This is a genomic window from Sphingopyxis sp. QXT-31, from assembly GCF_001984035.1.
GTDB lineage: Bacteria > Pseudomonadota > Alphaproteobacteria > Sphingomonadales > Sphingomonadaceae > Sphingopyxis.
In genome coordinates, this window is record NZ_CP019449.1 from 4,164,186 (window position 1) to 4,181,841 (window position 17,656).

At 67.6% G+C, this 17,656-nt stretch carries 18 protein-coding genes; 3 read left to right on the top strand and 15 right to left on the bottom strand.

Going from position 1 to position 17,656, the window contains the following annotated elements:
* Positions 1-3 precede the first annotated feature (3 nt).
* Positions 4-426 (bottom strand): c-type cytochrome, encoded by a 423-nt coding sequence (locus BWQ93_RS19890; RefSeq protein ID WP_077032002.1) that lies wholly within the window; start codon positions 424-426, stop codon positions 4-6.
* A complete protein-coding gene (locus BWQ93_RS19895) occupies positions 426-1,106 on the bottom strand; it encodes a c-type cytochrome (protein ID WP_077032003.1) in 681 nt (226 codons plus the stop codon). The genes BWQ93_RS19890 and BWQ93_RS19895 overlap by 1 nt, the downstream gene beginning before the upstream one ends.
* A 167-nt stretch (positions 1,107-1,273) precedes the next feature.
* Here BWQ93_RS19895 and BWQ93_RS19900 point away from each other — a divergent pair, with 167 nt between their 5' ends.
* Positions 1,274-2,164: a prephenate dehydratase gene (locus BWQ93_RS19900; protein WP_077032004.1), complete on the top strand. Its 891-nt coding sequence runs from the start codon at positions 1,274-1,276 to the stop codon at positions 2,162-2,164.
* Between the two features lie 48 nt (positions 2,165-2,212).
* Here the strand turns inward: BWQ93_RS19900 and BWQ93_RS19905 are convergent, their stop codons facing one another.
* From BWQ93_RS19905 to BWQ93_RS19965, 13 genes are all read right to left on the bottom strand, one after another.
* Positions 2,213-2,884, bottom strand: coding sequence for a CDP-alcohol phosphatidyltransferase family protein (locus BWQ93_RS19905; protein WP_077032005.1), 672 nt, complete (start codon positions 2,882-2,884; stop codon positions 2,213-2,215).
* A gap of 140 nt (positions 2,885-3,024) precedes the next feature.
* Entirely contained in the window at positions 3,025-3,540 is a 516-nt protein-coding gene (locus BWQ93_RS19910; protein WP_232314685.1) for a hypothetical protein, read from the bottom strand.
* Complete coding sequence (gene polA / locus BWQ93_RS19915; RefSeq protein WP_077032006.1) at positions 3,537-6,353, bottom strand: DNA polymerase I; 2,817 nt, start codon at positions 6,351-6,353, stop codon at positions 3,537-3,539. The genes BWQ93_RS19910 and polA overlap by 4 nt, the downstream gene beginning before the upstream one ends.
* Before the next feature lie 55 nt (positions 6,354-6,408).
* The gene (locus tag BWQ93_RS19920) at positions 6,409-7,479 is read right to left on the bottom strand and encodes a hypothetical protein (RefSeq protein ID WP_077032007.1); all 1,071 of its coding nucleotides are present in this window, start codon (positions 7,477-7,479) and stop codon (positions 6,409-6,411) included.
* The gene (locus BWQ93_RS19925) at positions 7,476-7,961 is read right to left on the bottom strand and encodes an AAC(3)-I family aminoglycoside N-acetyltransferase (RefSeq protein ID WP_077032008.1); all 486 of its coding nucleotides are present in this window, start codon (positions 7,959-7,961) and stop codon (positions 7,476-7,478) included. Before BWQ93_RS19925 ends, BWQ93_RS19920 begins: the two co-directional genes overlap by 4 nt.
* Positions 7,958-9,136, bottom strand: coding sequence for a formate-dependent phosphoribosylglycinamide formyltransferase (purT, locus tag BWQ93_RS19930; protein ID WP_077032009.1), 1,179 nt, complete (start codon positions 9,134-9,136; stop codon positions 7,958-7,960). The genes BWQ93_RS19925 and purT overlap by 4 nt, the downstream gene beginning before the upstream one ends.
* A gap of 71 nt (positions 9,137-9,207) precedes the next feature.
* Positions 9,208-10,440 carry an MFS transporter gene (locus BWQ93_RS19935; RefSeq protein ID WP_077032010.1) on the bottom strand — a complete coding sequence of 411 codons (1,233 nt, stop codon included), beginning with the start codon at positions 10,438-10,440 and terminating at the stop codon, positions 9,208-9,210.
* A 64-nt stretch (positions 10,441-10,504) separates the two neighbouring features.
* Complete coding sequence (locus BWQ93_RS19940; RefSeq protein ID WP_077032011.1) at positions 10,505-10,990, bottom strand: GFA family protein; 486 nt, start codon at positions 10,988-10,990, stop codon at positions 10,505-10,507.
* A 13-nt stretch (positions 10,991-11,003) separates the two neighbouring features.
* Positions 11,004-11,630: a hypothetical protein gene (locus BWQ93_RS19945; RefSeq protein ID WP_156878311.1), complete on the bottom strand. Its 627-nt coding sequence runs from the start codon at positions 11,628-11,630 to the stop codon at positions 11,004-11,006.
* Positions 11,631-11,682: 52 nt separating this feature from the next.
* Positions 11,683-11,970: a GIY-YIG nuclease family protein gene (locus tag BWQ93_RS19950; protein ID WP_077032013.1), complete on the bottom strand. Its 288-nt coding sequence runs from the start codon at positions 11,968-11,970 to the stop codon at positions 11,683-11,685.
* 61 nt (positions 11,971-12,031) lie between these two features.
* Positions 12,032-12,631 (bottom strand): YdeI/OmpD-associated family protein, encoded by a 600-nt coding sequence (locus BWQ93_RS21335; RefSeq protein WP_077032014.1) that lies wholly within the window; start codon positions 12,629-12,631, stop codon positions 12,032-12,034.
* A gap of 4 nt (positions 12,632-12,635) precedes the next feature.
* Entirely contained in the window at positions 12,636-14,195 is a 1,560-nt protein-coding gene (gene guaA / locus BWQ93_RS19960; protein ID WP_077032015.1) for a glutamine-hydrolyzing GMP synthase, read from the bottom strand.
* A 37-nt stretch (positions 14,196-14,232) separates the two neighbouring features.
* Positions 14,233-15,228, bottom strand: a complete 996-nt coding sequence (locus BWQ93_RS19965; RefSeq protein ID WP_077032016.1) for an alpha/beta hydrolase fold domain-containing protein — start codon at positions 15,226-15,228, stop codon at positions 14,233-14,235.
* 59 nt (positions 15,229-15,287) lie between these two features.
* Between BWQ93_RS19965 and BWQ93_RS19970 the strand changes: the two genes are divergently transcribed.
* On the top strand, positions 15,288-15,683 hold the full coding sequence (locus BWQ93_RS19970; protein WP_077032017.1) for a helix-turn-helix transcriptional regulator: 396 nt from the start codon (positions 15,288-15,290) through the stop codon (positions 15,681-15,683).
* 86 nt (positions 15,684-15,769) lie between these two features.
* Entirely contained in the window at positions 15,770-17,467 is a 1,698-nt protein-coding gene (locus tag BWQ93_RS19975; protein ID WP_156878312.1) for a hypothetical protein, read from the top strand.
* Positions 17,468-17,656 lie beyond the last annotated feature (189 nt).

A 17,656-nucleotide genomic window follows, 5' to 3' on the forward strand; every position in this document is an offset into this window, starting at 1 on the left:
GATCTACTTCTGCGCTTCCAGGTACAGCAGCAACGCCTTGCGATCCAAGGGATCATAGACACCTGCGAACGCCATGCGGGTGCCGGGGAGCGCTTTCATCGGGGCTTCGAGATAGAGATCGAGCGTCGTGGTGTCCCAGACCCCGCCCTTGGCCTTCATCGCCGACGAATAGCTGAACCCGGCATGCGAGGCGACCGGGCGGCCGACGACGCCGTGGAGGTTGGGGCCGATGCCGTTGGCGCCGCCCTTGTCGATCGTGTGACACGCGACGCAGCGCTTGAAGACCTGTTCGCCCATCGCCGCGGTCGGCTCGACTGTCGCCGCCGGCGCATCGCCGGTGCCCGCGGCGTCATCCGCGGGCGTGTCGCTCTTGCCGCAGCCGGCGAGCAGCAGCGCGCCCGCCAGCAGGACGGGCGCAGCGCGCATTATTTCTTGGCTTCGGCCGGGGCCGGGGCGGCTGCCGGAGCGCCACCGGTGCCTTCGTTACCACCAGCAGCGGCGTCTGCACCCGCTGCGGGAGCCGCAGCAGCGCCCTCGGCCGGCGCAGCGCCTTCCGCCGGCGCTTCGCCCGCGGCCGGAGCGGCTTCGGGGGCGGGCAGCGGCAGGTTCGAGCCCATGCTGTTGAGATAGAGGATCAGGTTCGCGCGATCCTCGGCGCTGCCGAGACCCGCGAACGACATCTTGGTGCCCGGTGCATATTTGCTGGGCTTGGTCAGCCAGGCGTCCATGCCGGCGAAGTCCCAGTTGCCGGGCACGCCCTTGAGCGCGGCCGAATAAGCGAAGCCCGGGACATGGCCGTGCGGTTTGCCGAGCGCGCCCCACAGATTCGGGCCGATGCCGTTGGCGCCGCCCTGGTCGATCGTGTGGCAGGCGGCGCATTTCGCGAACACGGCCTTGCCCTTTTCGACGTCGGCGGCGGCGAGCAGGTTCGGAAGCGGCACCGCGGCCGCCCCGCCACCAGCGGCGGATTCGGCGTCCTCGATCGGGAAACCGGGCTTTTCGGGGGCGTGGCTGGCCGACAGCATGCCGGTGCCGATCGACAGGCCGAGCGCGCAGATGCCCGCGAAAAGCACCCAGCCGGCGATGGTATTGTTGCGATTGTCCATGCTCTGCAGCCCCGTACGCTGGCGCCCACGTGCCGGGCGCATATCTGATTTGGTCGCTCCCTTACTGGCGCGGCGGCGGCGGCGCAAGGGGATCAAAAGCCCTTCGCGCCGGTTGCGCCCAACGCCTCGCACCGCTATGCGCCGCCGCGCACTTCGGAAGGGCGGACATGGGCAGTTATTCGGCATCGGCGCAGGCATTGGTCGACGAGATGAAGGCGGCGGCGCTGGCGCAGCCCGCGCGCGGGTTGGCCTTTCAGGGCGCGCCGGGGGCGAACAGCGATCTCGCCGCGCGCGAATATGATCCGAACGCGCTGCCGCTGCCCTGCTATTCGTTCGAGGATGCGATCGAGGCGGTGCGCGACGGGCGCGTCGACCGCGCGATCATCCCGATCGAGAACAGCCTGCACGGCCGTGTCGCCGATATCCATTTTCTGCTGCCCGAATCGGGGCTGTCGATCGTCGGCGAGCATTTCCTGCGCATCCGCTATGGGCTGATGAGCCGCGGGCTCGGCCCGGTGACGCGCGCGATGAGCCACGAACAGGCGCTCGGCCAGTGCCGCCGCTGGCTGCGCGCGAACAGGATCGATCCCGTCGCGCACAGCGATACCGCGGGCGCCGCGGCGTGGGTCGCCGACAGCGACGAGGTCGGGCTCGCCGCGCTGGCGCCGCCGCATGCGGCCGAACTCTATGGGCTCAAGCTCCACGAGACGGGGATCGAGGACGCCGATCATAATATGACGCGCTTCGTCGTGCTGGCGCGCGAACCGCTGCCCGAGCTGCCGCAGGGCGTGCCGCTGATGACGACCTTCGTCTTCGAGGTGAAGAATATTCCCGCCGCGCTGTACAAGGCGCTCGGCGGTTTCGCGACCAACGGGGTCAATATGACCAAGCTGGAGAGCTATCAGGTCGGCGGCAGTTTCACCGCGACGACCTTTTACGCCGACATCGTCGGGGCGCCGGGCGAGGAGCGGATCGACCGCGCGCTCGAGGAGCTCGATTTCCAGACCAAGACGCTGCGACTGCTCGGCACCTATCGGCAGGCGCGCCCGCGAAGCTAAAGCCGATTTCCGGCGTTATTCTATATTCTTTCGCGCTTCGCGGCGGGGTCAGTCGCGGCGGTTCGCGAGCTTGCGCGCGAGCGCGAAGCTTTGCGTGACGAACAGCGTGATGAGGACGCTGGAGACGACCATGCCGAAGAGGTCGAAGGGCGAGAAATTGGTGCCGTTGATGTCGGCACCGCCGATCACCGGCATCAGCGCGGTCATCGCGATCAGCATCAGGCGAAGCTCGGTCGGGCCGCCCGCCATGTACGACAGGCGGAATTCGCCGACGACCTTCGCGGCGAGGAAGCTGTGGATCGATAGCAGCAGGTAACCGATCACCCCGAGCAGCGCGACGTCGAAGCGCATATAGGGGCTGAGCCCGATGCTGCCGACCATCAGCAGCGTCGCGAGGCCGTCGACGCTATGGTCGACAAAATAGCCATAGGAAGGACGTTCGATGCGGCGCCAGCGCGCGAGGCTGCCGTCGAGCGAGTCGCCGAACCAGTTGACGACATAGCCGGCGATCGACAGCAACAGCCACCCGGGGTTGAGCCATGAGAGCATATAGCCCATCGCGACCATCACCGCGCCGAGGAAACCCAGAGTCGTGAGCTGGTCGGGGGTTACCCATTGCGGCAGCCGGGCACAAATCCAGTTAAGGACGCGGCGTTCGCCGCGCGCGAGGATATTCTGCTGGATGCGGACAGGGGGCGCCTGCCGGGGGTTGCTGCTCATCAAGGGCCTTTCGTCGCTGGCTGTCACATCTGTGTCAGCCAGACGTCACGCGGGCGTCATAGTCGCAATTGCACGGTTGGGAAAGGGCAGTGCGCGCGTCCCGGTCGCGGTGGTGGGGCGGATGGGCGCGAAGCCGCCGCTCAATCCTGCCAGGGACCGATCTCGCCGACGTCGCCGATGATGCGGTAGCGCACCGCGTCGCCCTGCCACGCGACCTCCCACATCGGCGCGGGGCGCGCCCATTCGCCGATGACGAAGAGCGGCAGCTTGTTGGTCGCGACGAAGGCGAGGTCGTCGGCGGTCGGGCCGGGGACGACTGTGTCGGAACGCTGGTGCAGCCGCACCACGGCGAGCACGCCCGCGGGCGGCGGCGGCAGCGACTGGCGCACCGGCGTCGCGAGGCTGGCGCCGATTTCGGGGTTGCCGCGATTGTCGCGCGTCAGCAGCAATATCTTGTCGGCGGTGGGATAGGGCCCGCCGACCGGGCGCCCCGCGACCTTGCGCCCGTTGAGCGCGGCGAAGAGGCGGACGTCCTCGTCGGCGATCGCGGGCGGGCCTGCGGGCTCGGGTTCGGGCGCGGTCGCGACCACAGGCGGCGGAGCGACAGCGATACCGTCCTGGAGCAGCAGCGCGGCCGCCAGCGCGAAGATCGTCAATGCGCTTCGCCCCAGCTCGTGCCGATGCCGACCTCGACCTCGAGAGGGACCGAGAGCGTCAGCGAGGGTTCGGCGGCGCCCATCATCACGCGGCGAATGACCTCGCCCGCGGCCGCGGCCTTGTCCTCGGGCGCCTCGAAGACGAGTTCGTCGTGGACCTGGAGCAGCATCCTGACGTCGGACAGGCCGGCCTCTTCCAGCGCCTTCGGCATGCGCGCCATCGCGCGCTTGATCAGGTCGGCGCTGGTGCCCTGGATCGGGGCGTTGATCGCGGCGCGCTCGCTGCCCGCGCGCTCGTTCTGGCTTGCCGCCTTGATGCGCGGGAACCAGGTCTTCCGGCCGAACAGGGTCTCGGTATAGCCTTTGGCGCGCACGCCTTCGAGCGTGTCGGTGATATAATCGCTGATCCCCGGGAAGCGCTCGAAATAGCGCGCAATCAGTGCCTGCGCCTCGTCGGGGGTGACTTCGAGTCGGCCCGCGAGGCCCCAGCGCGAGATGCCGTAGAGGATCGAGAAATTGACCGTCTTGGCCTTGCCGCGGGTGTCGCGGTTGCTCTCGCCGAACAGCTCGATCGCGGTGGCGGCGTGGATGTCCTGCCCCTGCGCGAAGGCTTCCTTGAGTTCGGGAACGTCGGCCATATGCGCGGCAAGGCGGAGCTCGATTTGGCTATAGTCGGCGGCGATCAGCACATGGCCGGGCGCGGCGATGAAGGCGTCGCGGATCTGGCGCCCCGTCTCGGTGCGGATTGGGATGTTCTGGAGATTGGGGTCGGTCGACGACAGCCGCCCGGTCTGCGCACCGACGAGGCTGTAGCTGGTGTGGACGCGGCCGGTCTTGGCGTTGATCTGCTGCTGCAACGCGTCGGTATAGGTCGATTTGAGCTTCGAGAGCTGACGCCATTCCAGAATCTTGCGCGCGATCGGCACGCCGTCGCGTTCGAGGCGTTCGAGCTCGCTCTGATCGGTCGACCAGTCGCCCGACTTGCCCTTGCGCCCGCCCTTGAGGCCGAGCTTGTCGAACAGGATTTCGCCGAGCTGCTTGGGGCTACCGATCGCGAAGGGCTGGCCTGCCAGTTCGTGTATCTCGCCCTCGATGCGCAGCATCTCGGTCGCGAACTCGCCCGACAGGCGCGCGAGATAGTCGCGGTCCACCATGATGCCCGCGCGCTCCATCGTCTCGACGATGGCGGCGAGCGGCCGGTCGACCATTTCGTAGACGCGGGTACCGCCTTCGAGCGGCAGGCGAAGCTTGAGCAATTTCCACAGGCGCCAGGTCACTTCGGCGTCCTCCGCGGCATATTCGGTCGCGCGCGGCAGTTGCACCTCGGCAAAGCTGATCTGCGACTTGCCGGTGCCGCAAACCTCCTTGAACGACAGGCAGACATGGTCGAGGTGGGTCTTCGCCAGTTCGTCCATCCCGTGCTGATGCTTGCCCGCGTCGAGCGCGAAGCTCATCACCAGCGTGTCGTCATAGGGCGCGATGGTCAGCCCATGCTGCGCGAGCACGCCGATGTCATATTTGAGGTTGTGCCCGACCTTGAGCACCGCCTCGTCGGCGAAGAGCGCGTAGAGGCGGCCGAGCGCGTCGGCCATCGGCACCTGCTCGGGCTTTTCGGCGAACATGTCGGTGCCGCCATGGCCGAGCGGGATATAGCAGGCCTTGCCGGGACCGGTGGAGAGGCTGACCCCGACCAGTTCGCCGGTGACGCTGTCGAGCGTCGCGGTTTCGGTGTCGACCGCGACGACATGGGCTGCGCGGGCCTCGGCGATCCAGCGGTCGAGCACCTCGACGGTGGTCACCGTCTCATAGAGGTTGCGGTCGATCGGCGGCATCGCGGGCAGCGTGGGCGTCGAGGGGCCGCCGGCGGGTGCGGCCGCGGGAGCGACGCCGGGGCGCGGCAGGGTCGGCGGACCGCCGGGCGTGACGCCGGTGTCGAGCTTGGCCGAGAGCGAGCGGAAGCCATGCTCGTCGAGGAAGAGTTTCAACGGTTCGGGCGGGATTGCGCCGAGCCTGAGCTGGTCGAGCGTATCCGGCATCGGGGTGTCGCGTTTCAGGTCGACGAGGATGCGCGACAATTCGGCCATCGCGCGATGCTCGATCAGATTGTCGCGGAGCTTCGACGCCTTCATCGTCGCGGCGCCGTCGAGCGCGGCGGTCAGATTGCCATATTCCTGGATCAGCTTGGTTGCGGTCTTGGGGCCGACCCCGCGCACGCCGGGGACATTGTCGACGGCATCGCCCATCAGCGCGAGCACGTCGCCGACGAGGTCGGGCGTGACGCCGAATTTCTCGTTCACCGCCTCGAGGCCGAGGCGGACATTCTTCATTGTGTCGAGCATGTCGACATGCGGCGCACCGTCGGCGGGCTCGCGGATCAGTTGCATCAGATCCTTGTCGCTGCTGACGATGGTGACGTCCCAGCCTTCGCGCACCGCGGCCTCGGTGTAGGTGGCGATCAGGTCGTCGGCCTCGAAACCCTCGAGTTCGATGCACGGCAAAGAGAAGGCGCGCGTCGCGTCGCGGATCAGCGGGAACTGTGGGCGCAGATCCTCGGGCGGCTCCGGCCGGTTCGCCTTGTACTGATCGTAGATTTCGTTGCGGAACGACTGGCTGCTATGGTCGAGGATCACCGCTAGGTGCGTCGGCCCGTCGGCGTCGTGGAGGTCCTTCGCGAGCTTCCACAGCATCGTGGTGTAGCCGTAAACCGCGCCGACGGGCACGCCCTGCGGGTTCGTCAGCGGCGGCAAGCGGTGATAGGCGCGAAAGATGTAGCTGGAGCCATCGACCAGATAGAGATGATTCTTTTCGGACATGGCGCGGGGTGTAGCAGGGCATTTCGGCCTGAGCGAGCGCCCGGTGCAGATCGGGTCAATCGGCCAGCCTTATCTGGTCGACCACCCAGTCTCCGGTCTGCCGCACCCACATCAACCGAAGCTTTCTCGTATGACGTTCGGGTTTTTTGGCGCCTGTGCCGGTGCTGCGATCGGCCCAACCGAAGGTCGCGAGCATTTCCACCCTGTCGGCATCGAGCCCGGTGGCCTGCTCGACGTCGAAATAGACATTGTCGGCTTTGGCGAACAGCGCGCGCAGGCTGTCCCAATCGGCCTGCTCGCCTTCCTTTAGGCCCTGCGAAGCCAGGTTGAAATCGGCGCGCAGCAGGTCGGGCCAGCTCTTGCCTTCTTCTTCCGCGCGAAAGATCAGGGGGTAGAGGTCGCGATAGATGCTCATGACATGCCCCGCGGCGATCGTGTCGCCGCGAAGGCCCATGCAGGCCTCGATCAGCGCGATGCCGTGGCGCATGCGGTCGGCATCGATCGACGAACATTCGCCGAAGGTCTCGGCCGCCACCTCGGCCAGCGTTGCGCCGAAACGATCGGTCGGGCCACCTTCGCAAGCCGATGCAGTCATGGCGCGGCTTTCGGGGTCGAGCCACATCTGGCCGACAACAAACTGCGCGAGCTGTCGTGGATCAGCGCTTTCAAAGCGTGATACCCATGCGTGCAGACAGACGTTGACCTCGTCGCCCGGCTTCGTCTCGGGCACGAGGCGGCGATGCGCGATGGCGGCGTCGCCGAGAATGCGATCCCACGCCTTCTCGGGGATCGGGCGCGTCCATGTCGTCGGTTGCGCACCGTCCTTGCCGCGCGGCTGGCGTATTTCGATGACCGGCGGCACGCCCTTGGCGCGGATGGCACTGATCGCGAGCACGTCGCGGCCATAGCCGTCGACATAGAGCATCCGGCGCACCGCCGTGCCCTCGGCGGCCATCGTCTCGGCAGGACGAAGGCCGTAGCGATCGTGCCAGGCCTTGACCGCGGCGTCGGAGCAGCGATCGCCGCCGCTGTCGTCGGCGCAGCCCGACGCGAAATCCTCCAGTTCCTGCGCGGGCGCCGGGGTCGTCAGCAGGGCGAGGACGGACAGGAGCAGGGCACGTATCATCTGATATCCTCGTCGGTCGCTTCGGGCCGCGGGAGCGGCGGCAAGTCGAAATGGAGCACCTCCTCGCGCACCCCGAGCCTGGTGTAGAGCGCGATCGCGGGCGGGTCGGCATAGTCGGCCTGGACGAAGACCGCCCAGGCGCCGGTGTCGGCGGCGATATGCTGGAGCTCTTCAATCAGCGCGGTGGCGACGCCGCGGCGGCGATGCGCTTCGGCGACGGCGAGGTCGTAGAGATAGATTTCGCTGCGCGCAGCCTCGAGCTTGTCGAGGATGTAAGCGGTGAGGCCGCCGGCGATGCTTCCCTCGACCTCCGCGACGAGCAGGATGATCGTGGGCTTGGCAAGCTGGTGCGCGAGCCAGGCGTCGTCGGGGGTCTCGCGGCGATAGGTTTCGGGGTCCTCGAAGGCGTCGGCGTAGAGCGCGTTGAGGGCGCGCGCCGCTGTGATGTCGGCGGGGCCGAGGCGGCGGACCGTCAGGCTCATCGATAGTCGATGACGAGCTTCGCCGCGGCCGCGACGGCTGCGGCGCGCGCCTCGTCGGTCGTGCCGCCCGCGACCTTCGCCAACGTCACGCCCATGCGGCGGTAGGGGCGCGTCACCGGCTTGCCGAAGATGCGAGCGTCGACGGCGGTCTCCGCATCGGGCGGGATCAGCGCATCGGCGAGGCCCGCAATCGCGAAGTCGCTCGCGTCGCGGTCGGCGAGGAGGACCGCGCTGGCGCTGGCATCGGGCGCCGCGATCGCGGGGATGGGCAGGCCGAGGATCGCGCGGGCGTGGAGGTCGAATTCGGAGAGGTTCTGCGAGATGAGCGTCACCATGCCGGTGTCGTGGGGGCGTGGGCTCAGTTCGGAGAAGATGACCTGGTCGCCCTTCACGAAGAACTCGACCCCGAAGATGCCATGGCCGCCGAGCGCATCGACGACCTTGGTCGCCATCTCCTGCGCCGAGGCGAGGGCGGCGTCGGACATCGCGGCGGGCTGCCAGCTTTCGCGATAGTCGCCGCGTTCCTGGCGGTGGCCGATCGGTGGGCAGAAACTCACGCCGTCCTTGTGGCGCACGGTGAGCAAGGTGATTTCGTAATCGAAGCCGATGAAGGCCTCGGCAATCACGCGGAGACGGTCGCCGCGCATGCCCGCGGCGGCATAGTCCCAGGCGGCGTCGATATCGGCGGCACTCTTGACCGTGCTCTGGCCCTTGCCCGACGAGGACATCACCGGCTTGACCACGAGCGGGAAGCCGATGCGGTGCGCGGCAGCGACGAGTTCCTCGCGCGTCTCGGCATATTCGAAGGTCGAGGTGGTGAGCTGCAGCTCGCTCGCGGCGAGGTCGCGGATCGCGTCGCGGTTCATCGTGAGCTGCGCGGCGCGCGCGCTGGGCACGACATGGAAACCCTCGGCTTCGACCTGGCTAAGGATTTCGGTGCGGATCGCCTCGACCTCGGGGACGATATGGTCGGGTTTGTGCTTCTCGATCGTGGCGCGGAGCGCGGCGCCGTCGAGCATCGAGAAGACTTCGAAGCCGTCGGCGACCTGCATCGCGGGGGCGCCTTCGTAGCTGTCGCAGGCGATCACCCGGCACCCGAGGCGCTTCGCCGAAATGACGAACTCGCGCCCGAGTTCGCCCGAACCGAGCAGGAGGATGGTGGCGGTAGGGGTCATCGGTCGGGCTTTCGTCGCTGGCGTATGCCGCCCGGCTTAGTCGGGCCGTGGGGGATTCGCCAGAGGCGCTCTCAACTCTGGATCTCGCAGATATCGGGAATGATCGTCCACCACAGCAAGGCGCCGAGCGCCGACAGCGCCGCGGCGCTGGCGAAGGCCCAGCCATAGCCGCCGAGATAATCGACGATCAGCCCGGTGATCACCGGGCCGACGATGCCCGAGATATTGCCGAGCGCATTTTGCACCCCGACCCAGCTGCCCGCCGCGCGCGGCCCGGCGAAGATCTGGCCGATCGCGAAGAGGTTGGTGGCGATGAGCCCGGTGCCGATCCCCGCGACGACGAGCCACAGCGCGAGCGTCGCGGCGTCGCCCGCGACCGCGATGCCAGCGATCGCCGCGGCCATGGCGAGCTGGCCGGTGATCATCAGCCAGCGGCGGAGCTCGCCCTCGTGGCTGCCGCGCGCGACCATATGGTCGGAGAGCCAGCCCGCGCCGAGCGCGACGACGCCCTGTGTCGTGAAGCTCAGGGTCGTGAGCATCGTCATCTCGCCGATCGAATAGCCGCGTGTGCCGACGAGGTAGAGCGGCAGCCAGGCGAGCAGGAAATAAAAGCCATAGTTCGAGAGGAAATGGACGAGCCCCATGCGCCAGAGCGTCGGAATGCGCAGCAAGCGCGTCATCGACACGCGCTCGGCCGTGGGGGCGGCGATGCTCTGCGCGCGGAGCGGCGCGGCGACAATCTGCCAGGGGATCAGCCAGAGCAGGGTCACGAGCCCGAAGACCCAGAAGACCGCGCGCCAGCCCCATTCGCCGAGGATCGCGCCGCCGAAGAGAACGCCGAGCGCGGGGCCGAAGGCGAGCGCGGCCGAGACCGAGGCGTTGGCGATGCCGCGGCGCTCGGCGGGCACCTCGGCGGCGAAGATCTTGCTGCTGCCCGGAAAGGCGATGCTCTCGCCGAGCCCGAGGAAGAGGCGCAGCAGCACGAGCGAGGCGAGCCCGCCGACGAAGCCGGTGAGCGCCGTGCTGACCGCCCAGATCGCGACGCCGAGCGCGAAGACGCGGTAGACGCAGAAGCGGTCGCAGAGCCAGCCGACTAAGAGGCAGGCGGGGGCATAGACCCAGAAAAAGGCGGAGACCGCGATGCCGAAGCCGGTGGCCGAGAGCTGGAGGTCGTCCTTCATCAGCGGCGCGGCGACCCCGATCGCGCCGCGATCGACATAGTTGAGCAGCACCGACAGCGCGATCAGCACCACCACCCAAGTGATGCGCGCGCCGCTCGCGCGGCCGGCTTCCTTCGTCGCCATGATGGACCTCTCCCCGTCCTTGTGGGGCGAGGCGTATCACAGGGCGGGGGCGGCGTTTAGCCCCTCATTCCGACCAGCGGTCGGTATCGTGATCGGGGTGCTGGTGGTTGCTCGCCCTGATCGCGCCGACATAGGCGGCCATCGTGTCTTCGGTCGTGCCTTCGCCCTTGATCGGCAGATGTTCGAAGAGCGGGAGCTGGCCTTCGAGGCCGAACTGCACCTGCGGCGGAAAGGCGGACGGGTCGTCGAACGAGCCGGTGGTCAGGTTGATATGCTTGCTCTCATGATAGTCGTAGGTCAGCGGCGTGCCGCACTCGCGGCAGAAGCCGCGCGACGCCTTGTCCGAGCTGGCGAAGGTCGCGGGGCTGCCGCGCGTCCAGCTTATCGCGTCGCGCGGGACGCCGATCAGCGCGATGAAAAAATTGCCCGCCGCCTTCTGGCACATGCGGCAGTGGCAGATGTGCGAGGTGTCGAGCACCGCGCTCACATGATAGCGCACCGCGCCGCACTGGCAGCCGCCCGAGGCGTCGGTTTCGATGCGATCGGTCATCTGTTTCCCTTGCTCAGTCGATCAGGCAGACGGTGCCCGCCCAGAGGTCGGTGACCAGCCCCTCGATCCCGTCGATGTCGAGCAGGCCGGTGAGGTCGCCGCTGCTGAACAACAGCCCGAGCGACGAATCCTCGACGGTCAAATCCTTATAGGCGGCGTGGAGTTCCTGCCGCGTCGAACCGATGCCGATGCCCTTGGTCGTCTTGAACGGCGACCGGGCGGCGTTGATCGTCCAGCCGGTGAACTTACCCTCCTGGAAGGTCATCTGCAGGCCGTTCCGAAAGTCGGTATAGTCGACCGTCCCGGCGCCGCACTCGCTGCTGCTGCCGCGTTTGGTCGGGGGTGCCAGCACCACGCCCACGGCGGATTCGGCCTTGTCGCGCTCGGTGCCATAGGGGAGGAGCTGCATCTTGCCATCATGATCGGCGAGCAGCAGGCCGTCGGGCGCGAGGACCAGCGGGTTCTCGACGCGGACGCGAGGCTTGGGTGGCAAGGGCTTGGCGACGGGTTCGGTGGCGGTCTGGGTCGCGGTCTTGTCGGGTTCGCGCGCGGTCTCGCTGGCGGGCGATGAGCAGGCGGCGAGCAATGGCAACAATATAAGGCTTGGGTGCCACATCGCATCTTGCCGTGGTGCAGTCATATCCCACCTCCGTTCGTCCTGAGCCTGTCGAAGGACGATCATGCGCCCAAGTCTATGTCTGGCTCCTGGACTTTGCCAGTCGCGAAATGCCGTCCCAATCGCCCTCGATCAGCGCTTCTTTCTTCACCCGCGACCACCCCTTGATCTGGCGCTCGGCCGCCAGAGCTTCGGCGCGCGTCGAGACTTCCTGGCTCCAGACGAGTTCGACCGGCCTTCGGTGACCGGTATAGCCGCCGAGCGCGCCGGACTGATGCTGGCCGATGCGATATTCGAGATTATCGGTGTGGCCGACATAATATCGGCCGTCCGCACAGCGGAGCATGTAGGTCCAGAATAGCATATCGAGAGGTTAGCGCTCTATCGTCCTTCGACAAGCTCAGGACGAACGGAAATGGAGTGTTTCAGCCGCTGCTTTTCTGCGGATGAAAAGTCTCGCCGCGCGCGAGCATCGCGACGAGGTCGGCGATCTTCTTCTTGCGTCCCGCCTCGGTCTTGATGGTGCCGAGGCGGAAGATCAGTGCGAAGCGGTTCTGTGCGGTGAGCCTGGCGAGCATGGCCTTCGCGGCGGGGTCGGCGTCGATCGCGGCCTGCAGGTCTTCCGGAATTTCGGATCCCTTGACGCGGTAGGCGCGGTCCCAGCGGCCGTCGGCCTTGGCGGCCTCGACCTGTTTTTGGCCATGCTCGGTCATCTTCCCCTCGGCGGTCAGCCGCGCGACATTGTCGATGTTGATCTGGCTCCACACGCTTTTTGGCCCGCGCGGCGAATAGCGCTGGAGGAAGCTCTTTTCGTCGAAGGATTTGCGGATGCCGTCGATCCACCCCCAGCACAGCACCGCGTGAATCGCCTGTTCGGGGGTGATCGACGCGAGGCCCGACTTGACCTTGTGGATCTTGATCCAGACCTCGCGCTCGGTGGCGTGGTTGGCAGCGAGCCAGTCGTAGAAGCCGTCCATGTCCACGAACTCGTGGACTTTGGCGGGATCTACATGGACAGCGGCCACCGCCTTATTCCCACTCGATCGTCCCCGGCGGCTTTGACGTATAGTCGTAGACCACGCGGTTGATGCCCTGGACCTCGTTGATGATGCGCGTCGCGCAACGGCTGAGGAAGCTCGCGTCGAAGGGGTAGATGTCGGCGGTCATGCCGTCGGTCGAGGTCACGGCGCGGAGCGCGCAGACATGGTCGTAGGTGCGGTAATCGCCCATCACCCCGACGGTGCGGACGGGGAGCAGCACGGCGAAGGCCTGCCAGATCTCGTCATAGAGGTCGGCATTGCGAATCTCTTCCAGATACACCGCGTCGGCCTTGCGGAGGATGTCGCAGCGTTCCTTGCTGACCTCGCCCGGGATGCGGATCGCGAGGCCGGGGCCGGGGAAGGGGTGTCGGCCGACGAAGACGTCGGGCAGGCCGAGTTCCTTGCCGAGCAGGCGGACCTCGTCCTTGAACAGCTCGCGCAAGGGTTCGACCAGCTTCATGTTCATGCGTTCCGGCAGGCCGCCGACATTGTGGTGGCTCTTGATCGTCACGCTGGGGCCGCCGGTGAAGCTGACGCTCTCGATGACGTCGGGGTAGAGCGTCCCCTGCGCGAGGAAGTCGGCGCCGCCGATCTTCTTCGCTTCCTCCTCGAAGACGTTGATGAATTCGCCGCCGATGAACTTGCGCTTCGCTTCGGGGTCGGTGACCCCGGCGAGGCCCGCCATGAAGCGCTCCTCGGCATCGACGACGACGAGCGGGATATTGTAGTGGTCGCGGAACAGGCGTTCGACCTGCGCGCGCTCGTTGAGGCGGAGCAGGCCGTGATCGACGAAGACGCAGGTCAGTTGCTCGCCGATCGCTTCGTGGATCAGCACCGCCGCGACCGCGCTGTCGACACCGCCCGACAGCCCGCACAGCACGCGCTGGTCGCCGACCTGCGCCCGGATTTCGGCGATCTTGGTGGCGCGGAATTCGGCCATCGTCCAGTCGCCGGCGAGCCCGCAGATCTTGTGGACGAAGTTCGACAGCAATTTTGCGCCGTCGGGGGTGTGCACCACCTCGGGGTGGAACATGGTGGTGTAGTACCGCTTCGTCTCGTTGACGCAGATCGCGAAGGGGGCGTTGGGCGAGGTGCCGACGATCTCGAACCCCTCGGGCGCCTCGGTGACGCGGTCGCCGTGGCTCATCCACACCGGATATTTGTTGCCGACCTCCCAGAAACTCTCGAACAGCGGGCTGGCTTTGAGGATCTCGACGTCGGCGCGGCCGAATTCGGCGGCGTGGCCGCCCTCGACGGTGCCGCCGAGCTGGACGGCCAAGGTCTGCTGGCCATAGCAGATGGCGAGGATCGGTAGGCCGCTGTCGAGGATCACCTGCGGCGCGCGCGGGCTGCCTTCGTCGGTGACCGAGGCGGGGCCGCCCGACAGGATCACGCCCTGCGGCTTCATGCGCGCAAAGCCTTCGGCGGCGCTGTTGAAGGGGACGATCTCGCTATACACCCCGGCCTCGCGGACGCGGCGGGCGATGAGCTGCGTGACCTGCGACCCGAAGTCGACGATCAGGATGGATTCGGTCGGTTGGATGGACATGGCGCCACCTAAGGAGGCGCCCGGTTCCTGTCCAGCCCTAAGCCACCGTCCGGTACGGCTGGCAGCGGTCGATGAAGGCGGCGAGTTCGGCGACCGAGCGGCGCGCGTCGGGATCGTCGTGGCGTTCGAGGACATGCATGCGGCCTGGCCAAGCGCGCAGCTCGACGGACACCCCCGCAGCGGCGGCGCGGCGTGCGAGCGCTTCCGCATCGGCGAACATCGGATCGCCCGCATTGGCGTGGATCGCGATGCGCGGCAGGCCGCGCATGACGCCGAGCATCGGATTGACCGCCGGATCGCGCGGGCTTGCCGAACCCAAGTAGAGGCGCGCGCATTGCCGCGCCACCGGGTGGATGTCGCCGCGCCCCGGATCGACGTCGATCCACGGCGAGAGGAAGGCGAGCCCCGCGGGCTGCCTGCCGCGCGCGACCAGCCGCTGCGCCGCGGCGAGCGCGATGCCGCAGCCCGTCGATTCGGCGACGAGTACGATGTTCTCGGACGCATGGCCGCGCGCGATCAGCAGTTCGGCGGCGGTCTCGACATCGTCGACCGCGGCGGGGCAGGGGAATTCGGGGGCGAGGCGATAGTCGCAGATCATGACCTTCGCGCCTGCCTCGCGCGCGATCCGTCCGATCATCGCGGTGAAATGCGGGCTGCGCGGGACGACGAACGAGCCGCCGGGGACATAGAGCAAGATCATGTCGCGGCGGAAACCCGGGCCGTCGATCCACGACATGGCGGGGCCGCGCGCGACCGGGCGCTCGACCGACAGGCCGGCGATCGCGACGTTCATCAGCGCGATATGCTTCGCATCGGCGGCGACGAAACGCTCGCGCAGGCTGCGATAGCGGTCGCGCCGTTCGGCGGGGTCGGCGATCGCCGCGGCGCGCGTTAGTTCGTGCGCGACCAGCCGGCCGCCGACCCGCCAGGGGAGCGCGACGCCGAGGTCGAGGAGGGCGCGGCGGACGAACGAGGTGGCGCGCGGCATCGCCGTCACTTCCACCCCCGGCAGGTCGAGCGCGAGCGCCGCCATCGCCTGTTCCCCCCAATGCCGAAATCGGCTATCTTCCAAGGGTTCTAGGGGGCTCGGCGATGCGCATCAAGGGGACCGACCGCAAGGCCGTCGAGGCGCTGGTCGACACGTCGGAGGCGCTGCGCGACTATGTCCGCCTTTATCCCGAGGCCAAGCGCCGCGCGGTCGAGATCGTCACCGGGGTCGCGGGCGATTATGCCGATATGGGCATGGAGCTGGTGATCGAGATCGCCGAGGATGCCGCGGCGCGGATCGAGCGGCTGGGCAAAAGCTTCGACCTGACCGCGTCCGAGGCGCTGCTGGCGCTGCATATCGCCGACGGGGGCAGCACCGCCGACTATGCGGCCGCGCGCGGGATCACGCGCAACACCGTGCGCAACCAGCTGCAGGCGGTGTTCGACAAGACCGGCGCGCGCCGCCAGACCGAGCTCGTGCGGTTGCTGGCGGATTACTGAGTTTTTTCAGCGCATAGTATGTTCGCATCATGCGGCGCCCGCGCCGCGCGGTCAGGATCGTCCCGTTCAGGCAACAGGGGGCGATCATGGCACCACGATATTTTCGCGCGGCACTTCTCGGCTGTTCGGTCTTCATTGGCGTGACGGCGACGCCCGCGCTGGGGCAGGGGCGGTACAGCGGTTATGATGTCGACCCGTTTTCGCAGCGGGGGTATAACCCGTTCGAGGCTTTCAGCGATCGTATCGGCGAAATGACGAACGATCGGTTGCGCGCCTATCGCGAGACGCGGCAGGAGCTGATCGACGGCTGGTGCAAGCGGCGGCTCAGCAATCTGAACAGTCTCCATGCCGAGGTCGAGCGGCGGCAGAACGAGATTTCAAAGGAGGATCTGGCGGCCTATCGGCAGGCGCTGGCGCAGGAACGCGCCTATCCGTGCCCGCCGGGCGGGCCGCCGACTCCGCCGCCGCCACCGCCGCCGCCACCGCCGCCGGTGGTGCCCGAGCCCAAGGCGGTGATGCGCGACAGGATCGCGCCCAGTCAGCCCTATGAAGGGCCTTCGATGACCTATGATCCGGGGCCGATGCTGCCGGGGCCGATGCTGCTCGATCCGGGCGCGCGCGTCGTGGCCGACCCGCCGCCCCCGGCGCAGCCGACACCGCCTCCGCCGCCTGCGGCACAGCCGGTCGCCGCGGCGCCGGCGCAGGGGCTGACGCAGGACGAGATCAACGAGGTCGCGCGGCAGCAGTCGCACTTCGACGTCGTCGAGCGCGAGCGGAAGATGGAAAAGGAGCGCAACGAGGCGGCCGCGCTCGGCCGCATCGGCAATAGCGTGCTGGTCAGTGTCGGCCTCGGCGAGATGGAAATCCCGGCGACCAATTACGGCTTCGTCCGCGACGGACCGGTCCCGACGCCCGAAGTCGCGGCGCTGACCGGACAGCAGCGCTTTCCGGCGATCTTCGTCGAGGGCATCGCGAGCTTCGCGACCGTCGGCGACCTCGTCTTGCGCTATAGCGAGGGCGATGCGCGGAGCAGCGTCGACCTGCCCGCCGGGGAGGTCGGCACGGCGCGGGGCTTCCCGTACAGCGCCGAATCGCCGGGCGGCAGCACCGGCATTGCGGGCCGGGTGCCGCTGTCGGCGGCCGAAGAGAGTACCTTCAAGGACTTCGGGGGCGGTGTCCGCCGCAGCGCCTTCCCGCACGCCAAGCCGAAGGATCCCTTCGACATCTTCTACGGGATCGAGGGCGTGATCCGCGACCGCGACCATGTCGGCGAGGTGTCGATCACGACGCCGGTGATCGCGAACCAGCTGCTCGAACAGGATGTCGACGAGCGCGAGCTGCATGTGTTGGCCGGTGCGAAGGCCGAGGTGCCGCTCGGCAATATCGCGCGCTTCCTGATCGGGGCGGAGGCCAGCGTCTATTATTACGACTTCGACCTGAAATCGCTGGAAACGATCGATCAGAATTTCGGTCCGCTCGACGATCGCAGCTACACGCGGTCGGTCGAGGACGGCAGGACCGGGGTGGGTTATACGGGGACGATCCGCGGCCAGATCATCCTCAATCTCGGCGAACCCAAGACCGACGGGAGCGCTCGCGCGGAGCTGTTCCTCGCCGCACGCGCCGCCTATTCCAGCGACCGCGCGCAAATCCTGAACCCGCCCAATGGCGACTTCGTCCAGGCGGGCGGGACGAGCGGGCTGGTGACCAACGATGCCATCGACTGGTCGGTGTCGCTGGGGTTCCGCGTGTTTATGGGGGGCTCGGGGCGGTTCAAGTTCTGAGCCGAGCGGGCGAATAAAGAGCAAGGGGATGGTTGTTGGACCATCCCCTGTTTCCGCTCGACACAAATGGGATCATAGGGCGGCTTATTGCCTTCCGCCCGACACCGGCCACGCCACCCCGTCGTCCGCCGGGCGATATCGGCCGTTGGTGGAACAACCATGGCCCCGACACATTGTTGCGACAATTGC